This is a genomic window from Longirhabdus pacifica (assembly GCF_004115085.1).
Taxonomy (GTDB): domain Bacteria; phylum Bacillota; class Bacilli; order Paenibacillales; family DSM-105158; genus Longirhabdus; species Longirhabdus pacifica.
Window position 1 is genome coordinate 99,703 of record NZ_QXJP01000008.1, and the last position, 23,847, is coordinate 123,549.

The following is a 23,847-nucleotide window of genomic DNA, read 5'->3' on the forward strand; positions in this document are numbered from 1 at the left end:
TGGAAATGTACAGTAAGGGAATAGGACAAATGACTTAATTATCTTTTTGGATATCCTGATATGCTACAGCAATGTTAGCCGCTACTTGCGCATTATGTTTAACAAGTGCAATATTCGTCTCTAAACTTTTTCCGCTCGTTAACTCTTTTACTTTAGCTAAAATGAACGGCGTTACATTTTTTCCAGTTATTTCTTGTTGTTTAGCTTCTTCTAATGCTTGAACAATAACCCCTTCAATTTCATTAAAGTTCAATGCAGCTTCCGCTGGAACAGGGTTGGCTATAACCATACCACCACGAAGTTCCAAATCCCATTTACTAGCCATTACAGCTGCTACCTGCTCAGGTTTATCTAGATTAAAATCTACACCGTATCCACTTTCCCTAGAATAGAAGGATGGAAATTCGTCGGTTTTGTATCCTACTACCGGAACACCATTTGTTTCTAGATATTCTAATGTTCTTCCAATGTCTAAGATGGATTTTGCTCCTGCGCATACCACAGCAACATCGGTGTTTGCCAGTTCTGTTAAGTCAGCGGATACATCCCAAGTGATTTCTCCTTCGCGATGCACGCCTCCTATTCCACCAGTTGCAAACATGTTAATTCCAGCTAATTGAGCGGCTATCATCGTACCTGCTACAGTAGTAGCTCCTATTTTTCCACTCGCCAGCATATACGGGAAATCACGGCGACTTACTTTTTCTACTTGTTTATTCGTTGCAAACTCTTGCAATTCTTCATCTGTTAAACCTATTTTAATTTTCCCATTCATAATGCCAATCGTAGCTGGCACTGCGCCATTGTCCCGAATAATTTGCTCTACTTCTTTAGCCATTTCGATATTTTGTGGGTATGGCATACCGTGTGAAATAATCGTTGTTTCTAGTGCTACTATAGGCTGATTGTTGTCTAGTGCTTGTCTTACTTCTTCTGTAAAAGATAAATATTGTTTCATGTTGTTTGCTCCTTTATAACGGAATAAAGTTTTTCTGCTGATAATTCAGGTGACACCGACTGTTCGCTTTGCAGTGTTAACATCGAGGCAGCTAGTCCTAGCTGACATGCAATGATGATAGGTAATGCTTGAACTATACCGTATAGAAGTCCAGAAGCGAATGCATCTCCTGCTCCTGTTACATCCACAACTTCGGTTGAAAACGGAGGAAGTAGTTGATCGTCATGTTCTGTGGAACAATACACACCCTTTTCGCCCATGGTGATAATGACTTGCTCCACGCCACGTTCATGCATAATTTTACATGCTTGCTTGGCATCTTCAGTAGAGTTAATGCTTATACCAGATAATACTTCCGCTTCATCTAAATTAGGCATCATTCCTTTGACCCCACTTAAATCATGTGGAAGCTTCTGCGCTTTAATGGAAGATACAGGATCAATATATAACGGAATGTCCTCTTGCTTACAACGCTCGATGATAAATTGCAATGCGTCTTCTGGAATATTGGTATCAATAAAAACGACTTCTGTAGCATTGATCTGAGGCCATTTATCTGCAAATAAAGCAGGCGTTAATGCATCGTAAATATCCATATCTGCTAGTGAAACGACCATTTCCCCATCTTGATCTAACATGGCTGTATACGTGCCTGTATTTTGCGTTGGAAATACCCAGACTTGACTAACATCGACACCATGCTGTTTCGTTTTCTGTAAAAGAAGTTTGCCTTCCTTATCGTCTCCTACCCCGCTCATTAACATGACGGTACTGCCTAATCTTCCAAGGTTCTCTGCAATATTTCTAGCAACACCACCACAGGACTCCTTTATAGTCACTGGATTGGAAGTGTGCAATGTTACTTTTTGTTTGCTATATGCTTTTCGATCAAGGTTAGCACCACCGATACACATCACGATCTTTTCATCACGCAGGACGTAAGCTCTTCCTTTGATGATTCCTTTTTTCGTTAAAGCAGCGATATAACCCGCCACTGCAGAACGTGATATGTTTACCAAGTTTGCTAACTCTTGTTGTGAAATGTATGGATTATTTTTAATGTGCTCAATAATTTGTTTCTCTTTATCCATGTACATCACCTTTCCATTCGTTCTCACAAACAAAAGTTTATCATATAAACAAAAGTTTGTGAATGGTAAATGCATCCTATCTACTACATTCTTTTTCAACCTATTTGTGTCATCACATCTATAGCGAACCGTCACCAAGTCTCATCTGTTCATCTAACCAAAGTTTCCGCAAATCTGCAAAACCGAAATGATCCATATGTATTTCTTTCATTAGAGAATGAAAGGAACTACTTTCTTTTGGGTGGAATAAGTAAACAATAAGATGATGCTGTCTTATGATGTGTTCAATGTGCTGAATGAACTCGATTTGTTTATCCCCATTTTCTTCATATCGTAACCTCTCTAAATACGGCTCTACTTTCAGCCACATTTCTCCGAAAAAACGATTAAATACAAGCGATTTCATATAAAAACAGGATAAAAACGAAATGAGCGGATCGTTATTACCAATATCTCTTGCTAACATGATATCGGCATCATTCGCAAGAGACATTCCATTTGCGTAATTTACCCAATGCACTTTGATATATACACCATAGTTCCTCGCTTCTTTAGCTAACCATTCCCCAATAGCTTCAGGGTGATTGAGCTCAAAACTATATAAATGAATAACCTCTCCATTATATTTAGCTTTTTTTAATAACAACGGAATAACTCTTTTATCTTTTTTTGCTTTTTTATATAGTTGAGGAAAATAGCTCGAAGCTTCCATTCATATACAGGTACTAAATTTTAATGTTGTACAAAAAATAATAAATAGTACCGTCGATAGATATGAATCTAAACAGGGAATTCAAAGTAGAAATGATGATCTACAAATTGCTGTGGTTATCATCACTTTCATGTTTTCTACGACAAAAGTAGGGGATGAAAGTTTGCTTTCTTCCTACTAATGGTCAGTGGGAAAATATTTAATTCATGCTAGAATAAATAAAATGAAAGAGAAATAATATCAATATACAAAAAGAAGGTAATCACAATGAAAAATGTATGGAACGAACTCAAAAACTATAATCCGATTGTTAATTTCTTATTATTTGGCACCATGCTATCTCGAATTGGTTCTTCTATGAGCTTGCCGTTCCTAGCCATTTATATGACGAAAGTGACGCCTCTAAACCCTACTTCTATTTTATTTGCTGTCAGTTTGAGCGCACTTGCTTCTACCTTTGGAGGCTTTCTTGGAGGTCATTTAGCAGATAAAATAGGGAGAAAGCAAGTCATTATTTTTTCATTATTCGTATGGTCTATAACGTTTTTTTGTTTTGCCGTAGCCACACACATATGGATGTTTATCATTTTAAACATTTTGAATGGATTATGTCGCAGTTTCTATGAACCGGCATCTCAGGCGATGATGACCGACTTATCCAAACCATCGCAACGTGCTAGAATTTTTACGCTTCGCTATTTAACGATTAATATTGGAGCTACGATCGGACCTATGCTAGGTGCATTATTTGCCATGGTGAACATCCTTATCCCATGGCTATTAACAGGAGCTATCTACTTCTTGTATACGATCATCATGGCGATAAAACTAAAAGATATCAATGAATCTACTTACGATGCTAAAAAAGAAACTGTTTCTTTTAAACATTCTATTCTTACTATTAGCAAAGATTTACCGCTACTATTTTTCATTATCGGTGGTATATTGATCGGTACGAGTTTTTCACAGATGAGTACAGGACTCTCTCTACATTTAACACAAAACTTTAATGATGGCTTTTCGATGTTTAACCTTTTCATAAACCAAGAGAAAATGTACACGATTTTACTAGTGGTCAATACGATTACCATTATCGTTTTACAACTTAAGCTTTCTAGTATCACAGAAAAAATAAACCCGATGCGTATCATTATTATAGGCAGCGTGCTGTTTGCTATTGGAAATGTTGGTTTAGGGCTCTCCTTTACATCTGGGTGGTTTATATTATCCATGATTGTCTACACATTAGGTGAAATGTTGATATTTCCAGCTAGCAGCGTATTTGTAGATCAGATTGCCCCAGAAGGAATGAAAGGAACGTATTTTGGCTCTTACCAGTTTATTAGTTTAGGTTTTTTCCTCGGCCCTCTTATGGGAGGGATCGTATTAGATCATCTTAATGGAACGGTATTGTTTCTAATGATGGCTGTCATATCACTGGCAGCAACTTTCTTTTACTATATCGGAAATAAAAAATATCGACCGTTACCATCCAGCAGCGAATCTGTATAAAAAACGCATTCATTATCTCCATTACAAAGGTGCTGTACAATCTCCACTGTACAGCACCTTTCCATTTTATATCGTATTTTCATGGAAATAAAATGAATAATTTTAAAATTTAAACTTTTTTAGCGTTTATAAATAAAGTGTTTTATCCTTCCGATAACTAATATATAAGATAAAAGGGATTATTTTCTACTTCATTTTAATGTACTCAAATGATTCCCTTTTTATTTTATATTTGCTTAATTTAGTGAAGTTAAGCATAAAAGCGTTGTCGTTTTATATGATGAAAATAAAAAGGAGGGAATTGATAATCTATTTTTCGCTTTTAAAATGAATCATTTACAATACTAGAGGAGTGACAATGATGATAAACATGAAAAAAACGTTATCTATTATTTCGGCAGTAACACTATCTTTTTCTTTATTTTCTTCCGTCTCCATAGCAGACCAGCATGCAGTAGGCCATGAACATGAATCCAATGGAGTAGAAGTACACGCATTACCTAGAGAAGTCAATCCACCAGCAGAGCATTTTATAGTGGAAAAAGGTATAACGGAAAAAGCAATTTATGCAAACATTGAAAATGCTGATGGTGTCAAGGAAACTGTAACATTTGAAGCCACCACAACATCAGGCAGTAACCTCGAAGTTAATGATTCTAGTGCCACTTTCAAGGCAATGCTTAATGAGATAAGCTCCGCTAGAGAGTCAGGGGACACTGTCATCAATGTGCGTATTGCAGCCGATGAAGAATATCGTAAAAGCCATAGCAATTGGGTACAATATACGAAAGACATTGTAGAAAGAGCGGATGATACGTTTAATAGAGATTTTGGAATTGATTTTAATATTACTTCTTATGTAGAATGGCAATCGGAAGGTAATAACAGTAGCGAAATTTTAGCTGATTTACAAAGAGAATGGGGAGACAGCCAGTACGACTTTGTCATGGGATTCTCTGACGATGGTAATTTTAAAGATGGTGGCATTGCATATGTTTATAACAGCGCACCAAGTGTAGGTATCAGTGTAATGGCAGACCAATCTTACTCTGCAACATGGCATACAGTGATTCATGAAATTGGTCATAACTATGGACTGAGCCATCACAAATTTGGATCTTTTAAAGTATGTATCATGAATTACACTTGGTCCTACATTGTAGATGATTTCGAATCTGGACATGAACGAGACATTATGAACCGTAAGCACTGGTACGGAAAGAAAGCATAATCTAAACCATTCATCCCTTTACTAAATCTTTACTCCCCTTATGATGCCAGTGCCCCACTGTCTATCTTAAGGGGAGTTATAATTGTTTTATAGTTTAGGTGTGTGTATCGTTGATGCTACGTTATTAACGTTTGTTCCAATATGTTTTTCGTAGCATAAGAAGGTTTAATACTCAGTTCATTTAACGCCTGTTCAAGTTGAATATACACACGCATGACCGCATCGTGTCTTCCTTCTTCTACGTATATTTTCATCAACAATCGATACGCTTCCTCATTGTAGCGATCTTTAAAAATAACAGATTGCAATAAATGCATCGCTCCATCCTTTTCCCCATTCTCCAATGCATTTAAAGCGGAGCGAATATAAAATTCCATCATGAGTCTGTTCATTTGCTCACGATCTTGTTCCGCCCAAATATAATCACAATCTTGTAGTAAAGTGCCATGCAAAGCCATGCTCATCTTTTCTTGTATTGGGGGGAATAACATCTCTCCTAATCTAGGAACCATGGCATATTCCATCCACTCCCAATAATCTATCTTCATTTCTGTTCGATCCAAGTAATACTTTTTATTACTATATGTCAATGCATTACTACATTGGTATGGACGCAACTTTTTTCGAATATAACTCACACAAGTATGTAGATACACTTTTGCTTTGCTAGGGTTTTCTTCAGGCCACAGCACTTCTAACAAAATATCTGGTGATACACCAGCAGTGCCTCGCAAAACGAGAAAAGCAAATAGCTCCTTTTCTTTCGCAGTTCGCCATTTCAACTTCACTCCATCTATACCATACACTTCAAAATTACCAAGCATTTTCACACATAATTTTGCATCATATTTTGTTTTCATTAATGAAGACGTACTCGCCATCTGTATTCTTTTAACACGTTCAATGGATTTCAAAAGCCTTGCTTCACTTACAGGTTTTAAGATATAGTCGATAGCCCCCTCCTCAAAAGCCGAAATCGCATGTGTACTATATTCAGTTACAAAAATAATATGTATGAAAGGATCCATCTGATGTATTTGTTTGGCAAGCTCTATCCCCGTTATTTCTTGTAATTGAATATCAAGAAACACCACATGTGGAGATAGTATTCTTATTTCCTCTAATGCTTTATATGGATGAACATGACTTCCTATAATATCCACATCATCTATATGATAAAGGAGCCTTTGAAGCATCTCTACTTCCATTACGTCATCATTTACAATGTAAACTTTCATCATCTCACTCCTTCACTCCCATGACGATTTTCACACTAAAGATGTTTGTATACTAAGACAGACTTTCATGTTTTGTTTTTAGAATATACTGAATATTAAATTTCTGTTTTGTTATGTATATCTTATTATTTTATTTAATATTAAAAAAGCAATTAAAAATACTGTAACATCACTTCAAAAATAAAGATTATAATTTATGATTATATCACACAAATTGACAGTGATATCGAAAAAATAACATGATTAATTATTTTTTGACACTTTATACGATGTCGCTTTCATAAGTCTTTCAACAATATCATACATTCATACATATAATGAAAAAAATAACCAGCCTATTATCATTAGTATGAGTAGGCTGGTTATCTATATCTATTTCAATATGTGAAAGAAGGAGGACGTCAGATTACCATAACGGATCAGGAATAAATTCCGTCATTTGTTCTGTGCCATCTTCCAAGCGATCGTATCGATGTGTTCTAGTACTCTCCTCTACTTCGCCAAATGCCCAGTGATCTGCTGGGACATCTGGAAATGAAACATCCACATTAGTTAACGGCCCACGATGCAACAGGCGATTGATCATTGTTACCGCCTCGGCACGAATCATTGGATCACTAGGTTTAAAGCTTCCATCTGGATTGCCAACGATAATATGATGTCGGTACATATGTTCAATGTAATTCACAGCCCAATGATTTTCAACATCTGTAAAGTGAATATTTAATGCCTCACTATTGTTTAAATTTAAATATTTAGCAATAACAGCGCTAAGCTCTGCACGGGTAATAGCTTGGTCAGGCCTAAACGACCCGTCGTCATAGCCCCCAAATAATTCAGCACGGGTAACGGCTTCAATATATGCTGCTGCCCAGTGATCTGTTGGGATATCGTCATACATTTTCTTCTCTGTAACGATATGCTCTAAATCCATAATTCTCGCGAATATACCTGCAATTTCCCCACGGGTAATTTCACGATTCGGTTTAAATTCCCCATCTGGATAACCAACAATATAGCTATGGTGCAACGATGAACCAAATCGATCACTATGCAACATGACTTGAATGGAAGATGTATCGTTTAGTGTATTCACTAGTATAGCTGCTTTACTTGCAATCTTCGCTTCATTGTTCACGATTACCTCCGCTTGGGGTAGTACATCTTCTCCTACAACAACACTGTACATTATTTCCCCTGTCTCGCCAGCTTGCAATGTACCGACATTCCAACTCACCATCTGTCCATTCACATTACCACCAGCAGCATCTTCCATACTAGTATAGCGTGGAATTTGTGCCTGTATTTCAACTTGATTTACGGCATGCTCGCTGTCATTACGGTATTGCAACGTATAATATATGTTGTCCCCTTCGCCATACATCGCTTTATCAGAGAAAATTTCGATGGATAAATCCGATTCTTTTCTATTTGTCGTTTGGTTATTGCTCGGTTTACTTGGTTCGCTCGGTTCTATAATCGGTTTTAAAGACACATCATGACGCACCATCGTCGTTCCAACTTCAATTGCAGGACTATTGTAAGTAATGTATCCTGGCTTGGTGACAACCACTTTATAGTCCGTATATGGATACACCATATAAGCATAGAAACCATATGCATCGGAATCTTGTGGGTTGCGGTTATCATTAGGATCAAAGCCCACAAGTTCAGGTAAAATCACTAACTCTCCTGGTGTAATGTTATGATCACGATTTCGCTGCGTATCCGCATAATACAAATGCACATGTGCGTTTTCAATAGATTTTCCTGTTACTGCATCCGTCACTATGCCATATGGATCAATGAGCACTTCACTCAGATTTAACTCCCCATCTTGATTAATCATTAATGGTGCGTAATTTCCATTCCGATCTTCATTAATAATGATCTCCACACCCGGTGTCACTTCCATCAGCACAACTAATTGATACGTACCATTCTTCAAATTAGGGATATGAAAAACACCTTGCTCTTCTATGGAAAAATATTTAATACTTTGATCATGATTTAATACGATATCCCCATTACTATCCAGCAAATATCCTTTCATTTTTTCATACAGCTCTTTCGGATATTGTAGTGTCTCTTGTTCTACAGATTGAAATAAAACCATTCCTGCTCCTGTCTTATCTGAAGGAAATACATCATGGTTAGAAATCGGAAATTGTCCTACTTCTGCTTTTTGTTTAAACGTTATTGGTGTCGTATTTTTTCCAATCTGTACTTGTTTTGTCACTTCTATATCATAGTCCGTGTTGCTTTTTGGAACTGAGATTTGATAAGATCCATCTTCTTTTGTTATCGCTTTTGCAGAAAAGTCGATGACCCCATCACCATCCATATCTTTTGTAATGATAACAATGGCTCCACCTACAGGCTGACTCATACCATTTTCGTCTATTTCTGTTACCACTCCTGCAACTGCTCCGGGATTAAACACGATATAAATTTGATCTGTTGCATATAATTTCTTCTTCTCATCACTTACTTCCACCAATACAGGAAAACGGATAGAAGATGTACCGATAATCTCATCCGAACGAAACGGTAAGCTTGCCTTTCCATCCTCATCTGTTATCGCTGTTGTCCCTTGCGGGAAAGTCCCCCTGTTAGTTGGTGAGGAAAATAGGACGTTCGCTCCTGATAATGGTTCTCCATTCAGATCCGTAATCATGGCTTGTAATATCGTCTCTGATTTCCCATCACCCAGAATGGTCTCTGGATCAGCCATCAACGTAATTTGGTATGGTGCAAGTTGTGCATCGACAATGACTTGTTCTGCACCGCTTTCTGGTAATGCATAAAACTCTACTTGTGTGTCAGCGTATGCTTCCGCACTCACGTCTAGTATATACTCAGCCACACTAACATTTTTAAAAATATAGGTACCGTTAGCTGCTGTTGCAGTCCTTGCAGTTTCTTCCTCACTATAACGATGTAACAACCTAACACTCGCACCTTCCATCACTGCATCATCAACGATATCCGTAATCGTGCCAACAACATCTACCGTCGGATACACGTAGAATGGATTGTTTGCCCCGTTTACACCGTTATAAGCATCTTGTTCTATCTGTTGACTCTGACTGTGGTAACCATGAAAGGTTGGTGTAAAGAGCGTGGATGCAGCTACTGACTGATCTAATGGTACGGATACGATCCACTCTTTGTACCCATCGGAAATATAAGAAGTGGTATTCATCCATATCAATGCATGGGTTTGTACATTCGTACCTTGTCCATATGTTACGGTAACGTCCTCTACGTTTACCGCACTGATCGCCTGAAATGTTGCTATGTCATTCTCCCCATAGTTCGTTAATTCCCAATCTGCTTGTTGCTCTGATCCACTCCAACCATCTAGCAAGCTGCCCAGCACTTTCACTGTATTTTGCGTGGTACTTTCTTTGCCGCTATTTTTGCCTGTTGCTTTCACCGTAACGATATGGGTGGTGTCATAAGGTGTTTGCTCTGGAACGACCACTTCAATGATAATGTCTCGTTTTTCATCTGCAGCAAGGGTCATTGCTTGTCGGTCGTCATCCACCCTTGTGACCTGGAAAGGACTATCAAAGGTTAACGCAAACTCATCTTTTCCTGCACCCGTATTGTGCAGCGTATGCGTGAATCGCACACTGTTCCCCGCTGTTACTTCTTCATAACCATTACCGAGAAGCATATGTTGCCCTTTCACCACTGCGTTAACCTTATTCGTATTTACCGGTCCGTATTGTTTGTAGTCTGCCACTGGTCTAGAGAAATATTGATTGATTTCCGCTTCAAATTGTAATTCAGCACCAACCGCGGTATCTTTTTTCGCTGTTGCGTCAAACGTCACTACCTGTTTTTCGCCCAGTCTTAATGATGATATGTCCCACTTCAACTCATTGCGAGCATCGTTCCATGAAGCATCACCATATACTGCATCGGACACTGTCGGCTCTTTCAGCGTAACGTATACTGCATCTGTTACACTCAAATAAGTGACTGCATCATACGCTGTGCTTTGTCCTTCGTTATTCACTTCTAACGTGTACGTAATGGTATCTCCTACTTGTGTAAACTCACTTTCATTTGAAGTTAAGGAGATCGACAAATCAGGTTGCCCTACTTGTAATATAATCGCTTGACTTACTGTCGCTTGCTTTGACACACCATGTTGCAGCGCAGTCTCGTAATGCAGAATAGGCTCAAAGCTCGTATAATAGCTATTGCTACTTTGCGAACTATCTGTAGGAGTTATCGCCTTTACTGTAACATACATATCCCTTGTTATATGTTCAAGATGATATCCTCCGCCTTTCAACTCTACCTTATCCCCATTAGGTAAAAACACTTCCGTTATCATCTGTTCCGTTTGTTCAAATTTCAACACAGCATCATACACATGCAACCCATTCGGGATATCAATGTTAACTTCATAAGTCACTTCATCCCCTGGTGTAACGTTGGTTTGATCGTTATTTGTATTGTACTTCATCACAGCAGATAGTTGCGGCGGTGCTGTCGATAGCTTGTGCTGTATGGTTTGATTAAGCTTATACGTTTTATATGGGGTATTGAATTTTGATGTATACGATGTGAGTGTAGCTGGTACGATAATGTCATCTACTCCGGCCGCAAGGGTATCGGGAGTTACGGTAAACGTGACGTTTGTTTCTGCATTCTGATTGACATGCAGCTGTGTCCATATCACTTTGTTCCCATCACTGCTTAGTGTCCCTTGGTTCGAGATGGACTGGGGTACTACCGTTAAACCAGTAGGAATATCTACCTCTACTACACCGTTAAAAGCATTCGTTTCTCCCTCATTCTTAAGCTTATACCCAATCTGAATTTCGTTTACCGTTTCAGAAAACTCACTCTGTAACAAACCTATTTTACTTAACATTAATTTAGGTTGTACGACATCCACGTTTGTTTTGGATTTAGCACTTTGCAGCCATTTCCCCTCTTCTGTCGCCCATCTTACAACCGCACTACTTTCTACAGCCTCTATTAATTGCGTTACCGATCCTGTATCCACACTGCTACCATCGTTTTTTACTTGAAGTTGAACATGACGAACGATCGTAGTTGCATCCGTATCTGTTTCTTTCGCTATAACGTCTCCCAAAACCATACTTAACGTACTGTTAGACCAAGTGGCTGTAAGATCGGGTTGCCCTTTCTCATCGGTAACAGATATAACATCAAACATGTTCAACAAATCGAATGTATCTCTTATCGTAATGTTACGAGCGTTGGTACCTTTTGGCACAGTAACGGTTAACTCATAATCTATCGTATCTCCAGGACGAATTTCATCTATACGCCCTTCATTGCTGCTCCTTTTAATACGATTATTTATCCATACTTTTGGAATGTTTAAAACGCCTGTGGCCTTGGAACTACTATATTTTTCTTTCCCTAACTCTGGATTATTGTTATGATCTGCATCTGTATCATTCACATACGCTTGGTTATTCGTATAATAGGGGCCTGTATCCCCATACACGGCATCATTCTCTCCTGCGTCTTTTAATGAAACTAATGACATAGTAAAGTTGTAATCCACACTATGATTTACGAACAACGTCGATACGGTATCAAAAGTCAATGTATATCCCTTATTCACATCTCCATAGACAGCAGTCTGAACAGGGGTGGAAATGATATCAAATCCCGCGGGTATAGTGACCGAAGGGGTAAAGCCATACGCCGTATTTCTACCTACATTTTTAACAGAAAACGTGTAATCCACTTCATCATTTAGATTCATCTCTTTAGAAGCAGGGGTGATTGTTGCTCTCAAATTCGGTATTCTCACTTGTACTGCAGCTGGATTAGATTGTGCAACTAGCTTGCCAACTTTATCATTGGGATCTTGCCATTCAAAGATAGCGGTAGATTTTTGCGTTTCATTTACTACACCATCTTTAATATCATCTACTCTTGTTTTCACATAATAAGTGTACGTAGCTTCTGTGCTTACTGCTAAGTTAGAAATCGTCACGTTATTGCCTGCAACACTCTTCTGTTCACCTGCTGGGGACCACTGTCCATTCCCATCACTATGATAGGTAGTAAACATTTCTAAAAACGTTTGGTTATTCGAAATGGTATCGATGAGTTTCGGCTCATACGCAACAGCTCCAGTCGGAAGGTTCACTTCTAGTTGATACACAACCCAATCTCCGATACGTACATTTGCCTTACTTCCTGTTGTTGTATCTATTACTTTTTTCGTCACAGCAGGTCGCTCTACTTGCATGACAGGATTATTGACTTCTGATGCGGTATACTCTCTTACAGGAGTCATTTGCTGTGGTTGACCGTAATAATCTGCTGAAGCGTTACTGTAAATGACGTAACCTGATCCGATAGGGTCTGTGACATCTGCTGTATACGTAAATGTTACGGACTGTAGCGGTTCTAATTTCTCTATCTCATCAAACGTAAGTGTTCTATCGTTACTATTAAAGGTAAAATCATCTTGAATGATCGTTGGGTTTTCCAGTTGTTCACCCAATACATCCACGAATTGAATGTTATAGGCCGTTGTATCGCCATGGTTACGCAATGTAATAGCGATATCCACCATCTCAGAACCGTATACATCTACAGTACGGGTATCTTTTACCGAAACTTGTTTGACTTTGCGTTCCATCTCTATAGCTGGTTCTGTATATTGTAATTTCACACTATCTCTTTTACTCACAATGCGTTGTGGCGAATTGGCATAAGAAAGTACAAGCAAGTTCTCTGCACCTTTATCTGCTTTGACAAATTCACCACTATCTTCAACGATGATCTCCAATGTCGTAGATAACTCTCCTGTATTATCAGGCAAATCACCTAACTCCCACACTAACAAATGATTGGAAGATTCATAACTTGGAGCAACTCCATTTAAGGCATAGGAAGATAAGTCATTACTTTCTAAAACGGTACCTAAAGGAAGAAAATTGTACAACGCCACATCATGCTGCTTCGCACCAATGTTACGAGCATCGTACTTCACATCCATATATACACGATCTCCGACCGTCACAGATCCAGCTTTGGCATCCATCGCTACGTCGTTTATTTTTACGATTTTTTCACTTATATGAGGTTCATTCACACTAATAGAAGTATCACTGCTATGTTGAACGTAACCGGATGCATCAGTAACTCCCGCTATACTGACAGCATTATGGATACTATCTCCAGCGTAAATTGGACCTCCATTATAGGAAGCTGCCCATTCATCACGTATATGAGCTGTATAGGATATGGACATCGTAGATTGTTTCGCAAGCGTACCTAAATCCCAAGTTATCGTCGTCGTTCCATCACTATTTTTTTGTGGATTACCTTCTACTCCCTGCACATCTAAGTATTGCAAAAAATCTTGTCCATCTCCGAGTGTATCGGTTACAACAACATCAGCAACATCTTCATACTCATTGGTCTTTATATGTATTGTATATGTGACGGTATCACCATACTTCACCACAGATTTATCTACTGCTTTATGAATAGAAATATCTTTCGCATTGGCTGTATAATCGATATTTCCTGTGTAACTCTCACTATCGACTATCGCAGTGTAAGCTAATGTATGCGTGACCGTATCTCCATGTTGGATAGCACTTTGATCTGGGTATTGTTCTAAAAAAGCTTCTTTATACGACAGTTTGCGTGTCTCACCAGCGGCTAATTGTAAATTAGACCACTCCCATTGCCTCCACTCTGGATCTGAAGTGCTGTCTATTTCTTCATCAGCAGCATCCGACAACTGGTACACCTCCACTGCTGTATGGACTCTATTTTCTAGATCAATGACCGTTTCCGTTCGTGTATTATTAACAAGATTAATAAAACGAGTCATCTCTCCCCAATTTTGTCCATGATCTGGAGGGGTGTCATTCGGACCTGCACCCTTTACTGCAGCTGTATGGTTTACGTTAATTTCAAACGGCACGATTTCCATGGTGATCACATCACTTGGTCCATCTCCTGCTTGCGGAAGGTTACGAGCATCATCGCTTGCTGCTACCGACATGGTGATGGCAATATCATCTCCGAAAGCTACCGCTCGTTGATCCTCATGGTAGCGATAAGATTCTAAAGATTGAATGGAAATTGGAAACATATATGTCTCTTGGGGAGCTAAATCTTTCATATCTTTCCACACGATGTTCTGTACACCATCAGTAGACACAGAATGATCAGATGCAGGGTATAGTGGATCTTCCACGTATTCCAACCCATCTCCTAATGCTATGGCATAGGTTAGATTATAAGCCCAATCGTTCGTTTCATTATTAGTCACTTTCGCATACAATGTAGTCTGCTTTCCTAGTACGATCTGTTTCGAACCATGCTGTATGGCAAACTGTAAATCCCCATTATATGCAGCATGTACTATATCTTTCCCTACCCCTATAAAAGACTGAAGAAATAAAATAAATATTAGGAATATGGACACTTGTTTTTTCATCATTTTTTGTAATTATCCCCTTTATAGTAATATAGAACTATATACAATACCTTATTAAAACACTTATTACTTAACAAATACTAAACATATAATGTGTTGTTGGTAGAATTGACATATATACTATAATTCTTTATACCTATTACTATATTCGGATTGTAGAGCATGACCTCATCGTTTTATGGGGATTTCTTAGAAACAAAAAAGCTCCTCCTTGTCATAAACAGTTTTATCCTTTAACTGTCTATCTTAAGGGGAGCCATTCTCTAGCAAAAACATCTATTCTATTTATTTTACTAATCCACGGAGTTCCTTTATATGTTTTACATTATATCTATCCATATAGTATTGTATTCCCTGAACAACATCGGTTAGTGCAGTAGGATGGATCAATCCAGCAGTTCCAACAGCAACTGCGTCTGCTCCAGCAAGGATAAACTCAATCGCGTCTTCTCCGGTTGTGATTCCACCCATACCAATAATCGGCACCTCTACTGCATTGGCTACCTGATACACCATTCTTACTGCAATCGGTTTAATGGCTGGGCCTGAGAGACCTCCCATCTTGGTCGATAAGATAGGTGTCCTCTGATGCACATCGATTACCATCCCAAGCAACGTATTAATAAGCGAAATGGCGTCTGCACCACCACTCACTGCAGCTCTTGCCATCTCCGTAATGTCTGTGACGTTCGGGCTAAGCTTGACAATAAGGGGCTTGTCACAATACTTTTTCACTTCTCGTGTAACTTTCTCCACCATGCTTGCATCCGTTCCAAATGCTACACCGCCTTCTTTGATATTGGGACAAGAAATATTTAATTCCAACATCGCGATAGACGTACCTTGTAATTTTTCCGCTACTTCGCAATAATCTTGTATCATTCTACCCGCTATATTCACAATAATTTTTGTGTCACATTGCTCTAAAAACGGTAAATCCTCTTGTAGAAACACGTCTACACCTGGGTTTTGCAGTCCCACGCTGTTCAACATGCCCCCATACGTTTCTGCAATGCGAGGTGTAGCATTTCCCGTCCAAGGTTCACTCGCTATTCCTTTTACGACTACCGCTCCAAGTTGATTCATGTCTACATAGTCACCACATTCCCGTGGCTGAAACGTACCTGATGCAGTCATCACTGGATTTTTGAACGTGATACCAGCAATGTTGACTTCCATGGATTTACACATCAAAAACGACCTCCTTAGCATAGAAGATCGGACCATCACTGCATATTTTTTTGTATTCCCATTGCTCTGTTTCCTGATTTTTCACTTTGGTCACACAGCCAACACAAGCTCCAAACCCGCAACCCATTCTTTCTTCCATGGAAATTTGGCCTTCTATTTCATGTTGGATACACCATGGTTGCACTTCTTCTAGCATTGCCTTGGGACCACAAGAATACAACATATCTCCTCTAATATGATGGCGTTCCAAAATATCGATGACCGTCCCTTGTTCCCCAACAGATCCATCATTGGTTGCCACGTACAGTTCGTCCGCATAGTGTTTAAATGCATCCACTAAGAACGTTTCGTCTCTGAAACCAAGGACGACTTTCTTCTTTCCTATCAATCTTTTTGTAAGCTCCAATAACGGTGGTATACCAAGTCCCCCGCCAACAATAATATGCTCCTTGACACCTTCATGCATGTCATAACCGTGTCCTAACGGACCTAGAATATCCACTGTGTCACCGGGTTGCCGTTGACTGAATTCCTCTGTTCCTGCACCAACTACAGCGTACACTATTTTCATCGTTCCATAATCAGACTGCGTTTCACATATACTAATCGGTCTCGGTAACAATGTCGCTTTACCATTACAGTACAAATTAATAAACTGTCCTGGCTGTGTCGCTCTACTAACGTCGTCGTGGTGCAGCACCATCTCATAGATATTCGTTGCAATCTGTATGTTACTTACAACGTTTGCTGCCGCTCTACTTTTTAACTTGTTGTGTGATGGCATCGTTTCTCCCTCTTTTTCTAGATGTCATAGACATTTTGCATACTATTATATCAAGGTTGTGAAGGTGGACGATGTGATGAAAGTAACAACGGCAAACCATAAATCATCTCATTCATAAAAAAAGTGAAACCATGTAAATCCAATTTCTATCAGTGGAAACATGAAAATACATTTTCGACAATCACAAAACAAAAAGCCTAGATGGGCTTCATCGAGACTTGGAAGTGAATAGGGTAAGTGTCTTCCATCACAGATAGTTTCTAAGTGTAAATCTACCGACGGCATTAAATAAACATCTAAAAAAGCATATACAACATACGAAATGATATACAAATCTACAAACAGGCAAAATCACCTGTCACATAAAGATGAATAGATTACTGCGTATGAAACGTAATATGGTATAGATGTTACAGGCACATAAGCATATCACAGGATTGACATGCACTGCAGATCATCATTGCCGTAAAAGTAATATTTATATTTGGAGTATTATCGCACTCTCTTCTTTGCTTTCCATCTCTGATCTTCCACAATTAAAGTATCTAACTGTTGACTCAACTGCACAACTTGGTCATCGGTTAATTTTTTGCAATGAATTACTTTTTTTACTAATTGTTTTCGTAACGATTCAATTTCATGGACATACATGTTACTCATCCAACACCTTTCAAGAAATATATATTTTAAAAAATATTTCTTGTTTCATCTGTATTTTCATTTGATTTTTTTCGTGAAACGGACCAAAAAATTGCATTTCAAAAAATCGAAAAAAACGATGTAACGATTTTATTGACATTTTTTTATATTTTATTTAAACTGTTAGTAACACTCAACTGTCAATAACACTATTATGATAGTAAAAGCATCACAGAAAAAGTACATTTTGTCACTGATTTATCATGTCATATTTTCATATTTTTTCGTGCAGTTCATTGTGACAATGAAGAACAAAAAGGAGGATAAATCGTCATGAAACATACAGGCCGACATACTGCGGAATTTATTTTACTATTTTTAGCTCAGGAAGACAGCTATGGAGGAAAGCTATTACAAAAGTGTGAGGATGAACTACCCGTCAACCCGATTGATAGCGCTATTTTATATCGCACATTAAAAAAATTAGAAAACGAAAATGCGATTACATCATATTGGATGACATCGGAAGAGGGCAAACCGATAAAAATGTACAAACTAACGGAGATGGGGAAACAAAAACTAGACGAGTTTTATATTTTAACGCAAGCTAAAATAAAAAACTTATCTTTTTTCATGGATCAATATAGTGAATGGAAGGCATCTCATCATGATTAGCGGAGTGATACTATACAGTATCGCTATGATTCTCCTTATCCTTTCTTGGAGAAAAAGTGTCAGTCGTACTAAAAAGGTTGTACAAAATGCCTGGAGCATGTTTGCGAAGATTATGCCAGATGTGATGTCTATTATGCTGCTAGTAGGATTGTCCCTATCTGTATTCACACCGTCTTTTCTCTCTTCTGTGATTGGAGAGCAGTCCGGATGGATTGGCGTTGTCACTTCTACCATCATTGGTTCTATTGCGCTTATTCCTAGCTTTATTGTATTTCCACTAGGAGATACTTTAGTAGAGAACGGAGCAGGCCTCCCCCAAGTAGCCGCCTTCATGTCCTCATTAATGGCAGTCGGTATCTTCACTTTACCTTTGGAACGGAAAACATTTGGGAATAGTTTTGCATACGCTCGTAATGCAGCTGCTATATTCATGTGTTTGCTATTTTCACTGTTAATCTGGGTGGTGATGGTATGAAAACATTCAAAGCATACCGCTTATTTGTTGTGTTACTATTCGTTCTCTCTCTCGTCACTTTATGGAATCAAACGATGGGATGGAATGCCATACAATTAACCGGTAAAAGTATGTTAGACATGCTCCTCTTACTGCCTCCTATACTCATTTTTGTCAGTGTACTGGATACATGGTTGGAAAAAGATGCACTAGTAAAATATATGGGGAAAGATGCTGGTCTATACGGCATAGTATTTGCTTTGTTATTAGGTACTGTTGCAGCAGGCCCCCTCTATATTGCTTTTCCCATCTCCGTCATACTGTTAAGAAAAGGCGCAAGCCTGCGGTATATTGTGTTTTTCCTAGGTGTTTGGTCCACCACAAAAATACACGTGGTTATTTTTGAACTCACTTCATTCGGCCCTCTATTTTCATTTCTTCGTATTAGCTTCTGCCTGCTATTTTTCTATATGATGGGTGTTATATTTGAAAAAATATATGACCGACGTCCATCATTACAACGTGACATGATGAAGCAGCATTCAGAAATGTAATATCATTTCACCTTACTTTGCCTCAGCTCCGTGGTAAGGTGAAATGAAAAACGACTCCTTCTTCACTATTACTCACACCATACTCATTACGATGACGTTCTAATATCGTTTTTACAATAAGAAGGCCTAATCCTGTACCACCTGAAGTTCGATTTCTTGATTTTTCAATGCGATAAAATCTGTCCCATATTTTTGTCAGCTCTTCTTCTTCAATATACGCACCTGTATTCACTACGCTTACCGTCACATAGGTATTCTGCACTTCTGCTCTAACAAATACCCTCTCTCCATGCTTACTATAACGGATAGCATTATGTACTAAATTACGCAGCACTTGCTCTAACTGTTTCATATCCCCTTCTACGTGTACCTGAACAGGCGTCATTTCAAATGCTATCTGTTTCTCTTCCAGCATATGACTAAAAATAGTTTTTATTTTTCTAAACAAATGTTGCAGCGGAAAAGTCGAGATCGTCAGCTGAAAACTATCCTCCTCTAGTTTAGACAACTCCAACATGTCGAGAACGAGCGCGTTCATAGAATCAATTTCTTCTAGAATAACCGTTAAATAGTGTTCCTTCTTTTCCTCGTATATGCCATCTTTTATGCCTTCTGCGTATCCTTTTATAATCCCTAATGGCGTTTTCAATTCATGGGATACATTAGCTACAAACTCCTTGCGCCGTTTTTCTTGTTCCCGCTCCAACTCCATCTCATCTTTCAACTTAGCATTCGATGCTTGAAGTTCTTTAAGGCTCTGGTCCAAATTGTTAGATAAAGTATTTAAACTACGAGAGAGATTCCCTAATTCATCATCCGATTGGATCGTAGAGGATGTTGAAAAATCTAAATTAGCCATCCGCTCTGCTATACGGTTCATTTCCACAATAGGCTTCGTCATCGTCCGCGAGTATAAAAAGGATGACAAAACGATCAAAACAAGCCCTATACCTAGCACAAAGATCGTAAATTGATTCATAATACTAATCGCTTCGTTGATAGGTTGTAACGAATGCATCACGAAAATATACTTCATATTACTTTGCACTTCAATCGGGTAAATGAACACGATGTTCTCTATACCACTTAATTCATCTTCAAAACTGTAATGGATGACTTCTCCCATTTCAAGATCCAATAATTCTTCTCTATTTTCGTAAAACCAATACCCTACTTCATCTAACAAAAGATCATTTTTGTATATCAATGCTTCTTCGTACACCAATTCATTAAAATAAACGACTTTACCAGTGACATTAACGGTAGAAAATTGATCCTCTTTCCACTCTTTTTCTAAGTCTTCGTTGTAATAATTGACTTCATCTGACTGTAAAAGAAATGGTTCTATGACACTTTCATCTTCTTTCATTAAAATACCTTCTACATGAATCTTCGAACCCATTAACTTCTCAAAGTCTTCGTAAGTATCGAGTGCATAAATGTCACCTGAGAATATTTTATAAAAAAGACCTTCCTCCGTTTGCATCACAATACTATAATTATGTTGTGTATCCGTAATCCCATCTTCATCCATAATGACTAGCGGTGCATTGTTGTATTCTACAAATAAACTGATTTGTTCATTCAATTGCGACAAATTCCAATTAGACTCCGTAAACGATTCCGCAAAATCATATATATTATGTTCAATGTCATTATTTTTTTTGTTGATGTAATAATCCCCTAAAAATAACGTTTGGAAAATAAATTGAACGAGCAGAATAAATGAAAAAATCCCAAATGTAAACATAAACAGTTTAAATGATATGCCTTTCCTTCTCACGTCAACACCTCAAACTTGTATCCAGTACCAATAACAGTATGAATATGTTTTGCGCTTTTCTGTATTTTCTTGCGTAGTTTTTTAATATGTGTATCCACGACCCGTTCATCACCGTAGTATTCGTATCCCCAAATCTGATTTAGTATTTGTTCACGTGACAGCACAATGCCCTCATTATCTACAAGATACAACAATAATTCGAACTCTTTCGGTGTTAATGTTACACGTTCCGTCCCTATTTTCACCACTTGACCTTGTCTATCTATTGTTACATCTTCAATGTGCTGTAATTCCTTGCCCTTAGCTCTTTTCAAAATATTTCGTGCTCTGACCACTAATACTTTCGGGCTAAACGGCTTAATGACATATTCATCTGCTCCCAGCTCAAATCCCATTAATTGATCGTCCTCTTCGCTTCTTGCTGTGAGCATAATAATCGGAATGTCGGATTCTTTTCTCACACGCCGACAGACAGACCATCCATCCATTTCAGGCATCATAATATCTAATATGATGAGATCCACAGGATGCATATGAAACTTCTCCAACGCTTCTGCCCCATTTTCCGCCTCAATCACCTTGAATCCATTGGCTTGAAAGTAATCCCTCACAATCTCTCTCATTCGCACTTCGTCTTCCACTAACAAAATCGTGGTGTTCATCTCCTAATCCTCCGTTTAATCTCGTCTTCCTTCTATTGTACTGCTGTTGCCTTTACCTCATCCTTTGGCTTCGCTTTACTATACAAAGGTTGTACTAACCGTTGAACGAAACGATCTAGTGGCTTTTCCACAACGTAATGAATGCCGGTACTGATACATACAATCACTGTACATACCAAACTGTATGCTACAGCAGAGGATATATATTCAAACCATCTGTTCACATCGTACAAGTACATCGAGATAATAAGCAGAGGGTAATGAGATAAGTACAAAGCATAACTAGACTGTTCTAAAATCTGAATTGGTTTCGGAATGTTAATATTTCTAGTTTGGTCTAATCCCGCTCCACCTAGTACAAGTAAAAAGGCAGCAGGACCAAACATCATTTCTAATGGCAAGCGACTCTCGATTCCGTTGGTCATGACATACCAAGTATAGGCATAACCGATGATGCCAGCAATGAGGTATACGAACGCCCCCCTTATTCTCACTTTCATCACGATAGCAGCTGCAATACATCCTAATAAGAATTCGAAGTTATAATAATTCATCGTTAACAGAGAAAGAATCGTATCTTCTCCCAAAAATCCATAACGATACAGATACAGTGTCATGATACTGACTATTGCCAACATAGGTAGTCTCCATAACGGCTGCCAAATCACGATTGCCATCATCAGGTAGAAAAACACCATATGACTTAACGACCATGTCGTATCTAGTATATGTTCTGACGTTGGGAGAACGAAAAGAGATCCTAGCAATTCATCTGAAGCATATGGTTCCCACAAACCAATATAACTAGCTGCAAAAAAGAACAACGTCAACACCCAAACCAGTGGCATAATCCTCGTGATTCGTTTAAGCAAGAAATTTCTTGCTTGCCCGTTTTCCCCGAACTTTCTATTATAAATGTAATATAACAGAAAGCCACTCATCACAAAAAATAAATCTACACCACCCGTTTTCTCAAATTTCAACATATACATAAAGTTGACATCATATATTTGAGCTGCATGTAAGAGCAAAATAAGCACAGGGGCTATCGCTCGAAATGACTGTAATAATGAAAGTTTTTTCATCTCTCACACTCCTAAAGGTTTAGGTTATTTGTAGTTTGTATTATAGGAGGGAGATGTGTCCTTCATGTGTACTTAGAGTGAAGGTATGCATACCCAAAAAACCTTTGGCTTAAAACAACCAAAGGTTAGCTACAATTAGCTACTACACTACTGTTCATATCGTATGCGTGCTTTTTCTATGACGGCCTGAATGAATGGTTCTTTGCTTTTACTATACAGCGCTCTATCCTGAGCATATTGCACAGCCAATGTCCTCTTTACCATTGCATACTGCTTTGCTTCAGGAGGGTGTTCACTGAGGTAGTCACGAAACCATATTTTTTCTTTCCATTCTTTACTATGATATTCACATACGTGTACATGACACGTCCCTCTTCCCCATTCCCCTTTTCTAAAAAATCTTCTATCTATTAATTCCGGCTTATGTACGTATTCATATTGTATTGTACTGAATGGTTCGATAAGTTGAAATGCATCCGCTACATCACTAATGCCTACGAGTATATCGATAATGGGCTTAGCTGGCATACCTTTTATGGAAGTACTTCCGATATGTTCTATTCCGCTCACTTTATCACCTATAACGTCGATCATTCTTTTTTTCTCTATGAAGAAACGTTGTTCCCATTCTGGATTGTAGTCTACTAATTTGACCATGATCATTACATATCTCCTAACTATATTTATAAGTATAATGTGATTGTTGCCCGTTGTCGTCTTTCAAACTGCACCTACACCCTAATAAAAAATTATTCCACAAGCGTGATGGTACAACTTTAACCATGCTATATATAAGTAAGTAAACACT

Annotated in this window: 17 protein-coding genes; 5 read left to right on the forward strand and 12 right to left on the reverse strand. The window is 38.3% G+C overall.

The annotated features are described in order from the left end of the window. Positions 1-34: 34 nt before the first annotated feature. The 3 genes from D1Z92_RS08400 to D1Z92_RS08410 all read right to left on the reverse strand — a co-directional run bounded on the left by D1Z92_RS08400 (position 35) and on the right by D1Z92_RS08410 (position 2,695). Positions 35-958, reverse strand: a complete 924-nt coding sequence (locus D1Z92_RS08400) for a pseudouridine-5'-phosphate glycosidase (protein WP_128895216.1) — start codon at positions 956-958, stop codon at positions 35-37. Beyond that, positions 955-2,049 (reverse strand): carbohydrate kinase, encoded by a 1,095-nt coding sequence (locus tag D1Z92_RS08405; RefSeq protein WP_128895217.1) that lies wholly within the window; start codon positions 2,047-2,049, stop codon positions 955-957. The genes D1Z92_RS08400 and D1Z92_RS08405 overlap by 4 nt, the downstream gene beginning before the upstream one ends. A 118-nt stretch (positions 2,050-2,167) precedes the next feature. Continuing rightward, a complete protein-coding gene (locus D1Z92_RS08410) occupies positions 2,168-2,695 on the reverse strand; it encodes a periplasmic substrate-binding domain-containing protein (protein WP_128895218.1) in 528 nt (175 codons plus the stop codon). Positions 2,696-3,028: 333 nt separating this feature from the next. Here D1Z92_RS08410 and D1Z92_RS08415 point away from each other — a divergent pair, with 333 nt between their 5' ends. Then, positions 3,029-4,273 carry an MDR family MFS transporter gene (locus tag D1Z92_RS08415; protein WP_128895219.1) on the forward strand — a complete coding sequence of 415 codons (1,245 nt, stop codon included), beginning with the start codon at positions 3,029-3,031 and terminating at the stop codon, positions 4,271-4,273. 361 nt (positions 4,274-4,634) lie between these two features. Beyond that, complete coding sequence (locus D1Z92_RS08420) at positions 4,635-5,504, forward strand: M12 family metallo-peptidase (protein ID WP_164931517.1); 870 nt, start codon at positions 4,635-4,637, stop codon at positions 5,502-5,504. Between the two features lie 116 nt (positions 5,505-5,620). Here D1Z92_RS08420 and D1Z92_RS08425 read toward each other — a convergent pair whose 3' ends face one another. The 5 genes from D1Z92_RS08425 to D1Z92_RS08445 all read right to left on the reverse strand — a co-directional run bounded on the left by D1Z92_RS08425 (position 5,621) and on the right by D1Z92_RS08445 (position 17,838). After that, positions 5,621-6,745 (reverse strand): response regulator, encoded by a 1,125-nt coding sequence (locus tag D1Z92_RS08425; protein ID WP_128895221.1) that lies wholly within the window; start codon positions 6,743-6,745, stop codon positions 5,621-5,623. Positions 6,746-7,148: 403 nt separating this feature from the next. Next, positions 7,149-15,215 carry an S-layer homology domain-containing protein gene (locus D1Z92_RS08430; RefSeq protein WP_128895222.1) on the reverse strand — a complete coding sequence of 2,689 codons (8,067 nt, stop codon included), beginning with the start codon at positions 15,213-15,215 and terminating at the stop codon, positions 7,149-7,151. Between the two features lie 282 nt (positions 15,216-15,497). Beyond that, positions 15,498-16,403 (reverse strand): dihydroorotate dehydrogenase, encoded by a 906-nt coding sequence (locus D1Z92_RS08435; RefSeq protein WP_128895223.1) that lies wholly within the window; start codon positions 16,401-16,403, stop codon positions 15,498-15,500. After that, entirely contained in the window at positions 16,396-17,187 is a 792-nt protein-coding gene (locus D1Z92_RS08440) for a dihydroorotate dehydrogenase electron transfer subunit (RefSeq protein ID WP_128895224.1), read from the reverse strand. Before D1Z92_RS08440 ends, D1Z92_RS08435 begins: the two co-directional genes overlap by 8 nt. A 492-nt stretch (positions 17,188-17,679) precedes the next feature. Beyond that, a complete protein-coding gene (locus D1Z92_RS08445; RefSeq protein WP_164931518.1) occupies positions 17,680-17,838 on the reverse strand; it encodes an aspartyl-phosphate phosphatase Spo0E family protein in 159 nt (52 codons plus the stop codon). A gap of 321 nt (positions 17,839-18,159) precedes the next feature. Here D1Z92_RS08445 and D1Z92_RS08450 point away from each other — a divergent pair, with 321 nt between their 5' ends. The 3 genes from D1Z92_RS08450 to D1Z92_RS08460 all read left to right on the forward strand — a co-directional run bounded on the left by D1Z92_RS08450 (position 18,160) and on the right by D1Z92_RS08460 (position 19,509). Further along, positions 18,160-18,501: a PadR family transcriptional regulator gene (locus D1Z92_RS08450; protein ID WP_128895226.1), complete on the forward strand. Its 342-nt coding sequence runs from the start codon at positions 18,160-18,162 to the stop codon at positions 18,499-18,501. A gap of 97 nt (positions 18,502-18,598) precedes the next feature. Continuing rightward, on the forward strand, positions 18,599-18,976 hold the full coding sequence (locus D1Z92_RS08455; RefSeq protein WP_370741249.1) for a hypothetical protein: 378 nt from the start codon (positions 18,599-18,601) through the stop codon (positions 18,974-18,976). After that, positions 18,973-19,509 carry a permease gene (locus D1Z92_RS08460; RefSeq protein ID WP_128895228.1) on the forward strand — a complete coding sequence of 179 codons (537 nt, stop codon included), beginning with the start codon at positions 18,973-18,975 and terminating at the stop codon, positions 19,507-19,509. Before D1Z92_RS08455 ends, D1Z92_RS08460 begins: the two co-directional genes overlap by 4 nt. Positions 19,510-19,531: 22 nt before the next feature. Here the strand turns inward: D1Z92_RS08460 and D1Z92_RS08465 are convergent, their stop codons facing one another. The 4 genes from D1Z92_RS08465 to D1Z92_RS08480 form a co-directional block, all read right to left on the reverse strand. Next, positions 19,532-21,292 (reverse strand): sensor histidine kinase, encoded by a 1,761-nt coding sequence (locus D1Z92_RS08465; RefSeq protein ID WP_128895229.1) that lies wholly within the window; start codon positions 21,290-21,292, stop codon positions 19,532-19,534. Beyond that, a complete protein-coding gene (locus D1Z92_RS08470) occupies positions 21,289-21,954 on the reverse strand; it encodes a response regulator transcription factor (RefSeq protein WP_128895230.1) in 666 nt (221 codons plus the stop codon). The genes D1Z92_RS08465 and D1Z92_RS08470 overlap by 4 nt, the downstream gene beginning before the upstream one ends. Positions 21,955-21,986: 32 nt before the next feature. Continuing rightward, positions 21,987-23,039, reverse strand: coding sequence for an acyltransferase family protein (locus tag D1Z92_RS08475; RefSeq protein ID WP_128895231.1), 1,053 nt, complete (start codon positions 23,037-23,039; stop codon positions 21,987-21,989). A 147-nt stretch (positions 23,040-23,186) separates the two neighbouring features. Further along, positions 23,187-23,696: a GrpB family protein gene (locus D1Z92_RS08480; protein WP_240666627.1), complete on the reverse strand. Its 510-nt coding sequence runs from the start codon at positions 23,694-23,696 to the stop codon at positions 23,187-23,189. Positions 23,697-23,847 lie beyond the last annotated feature (151 nt).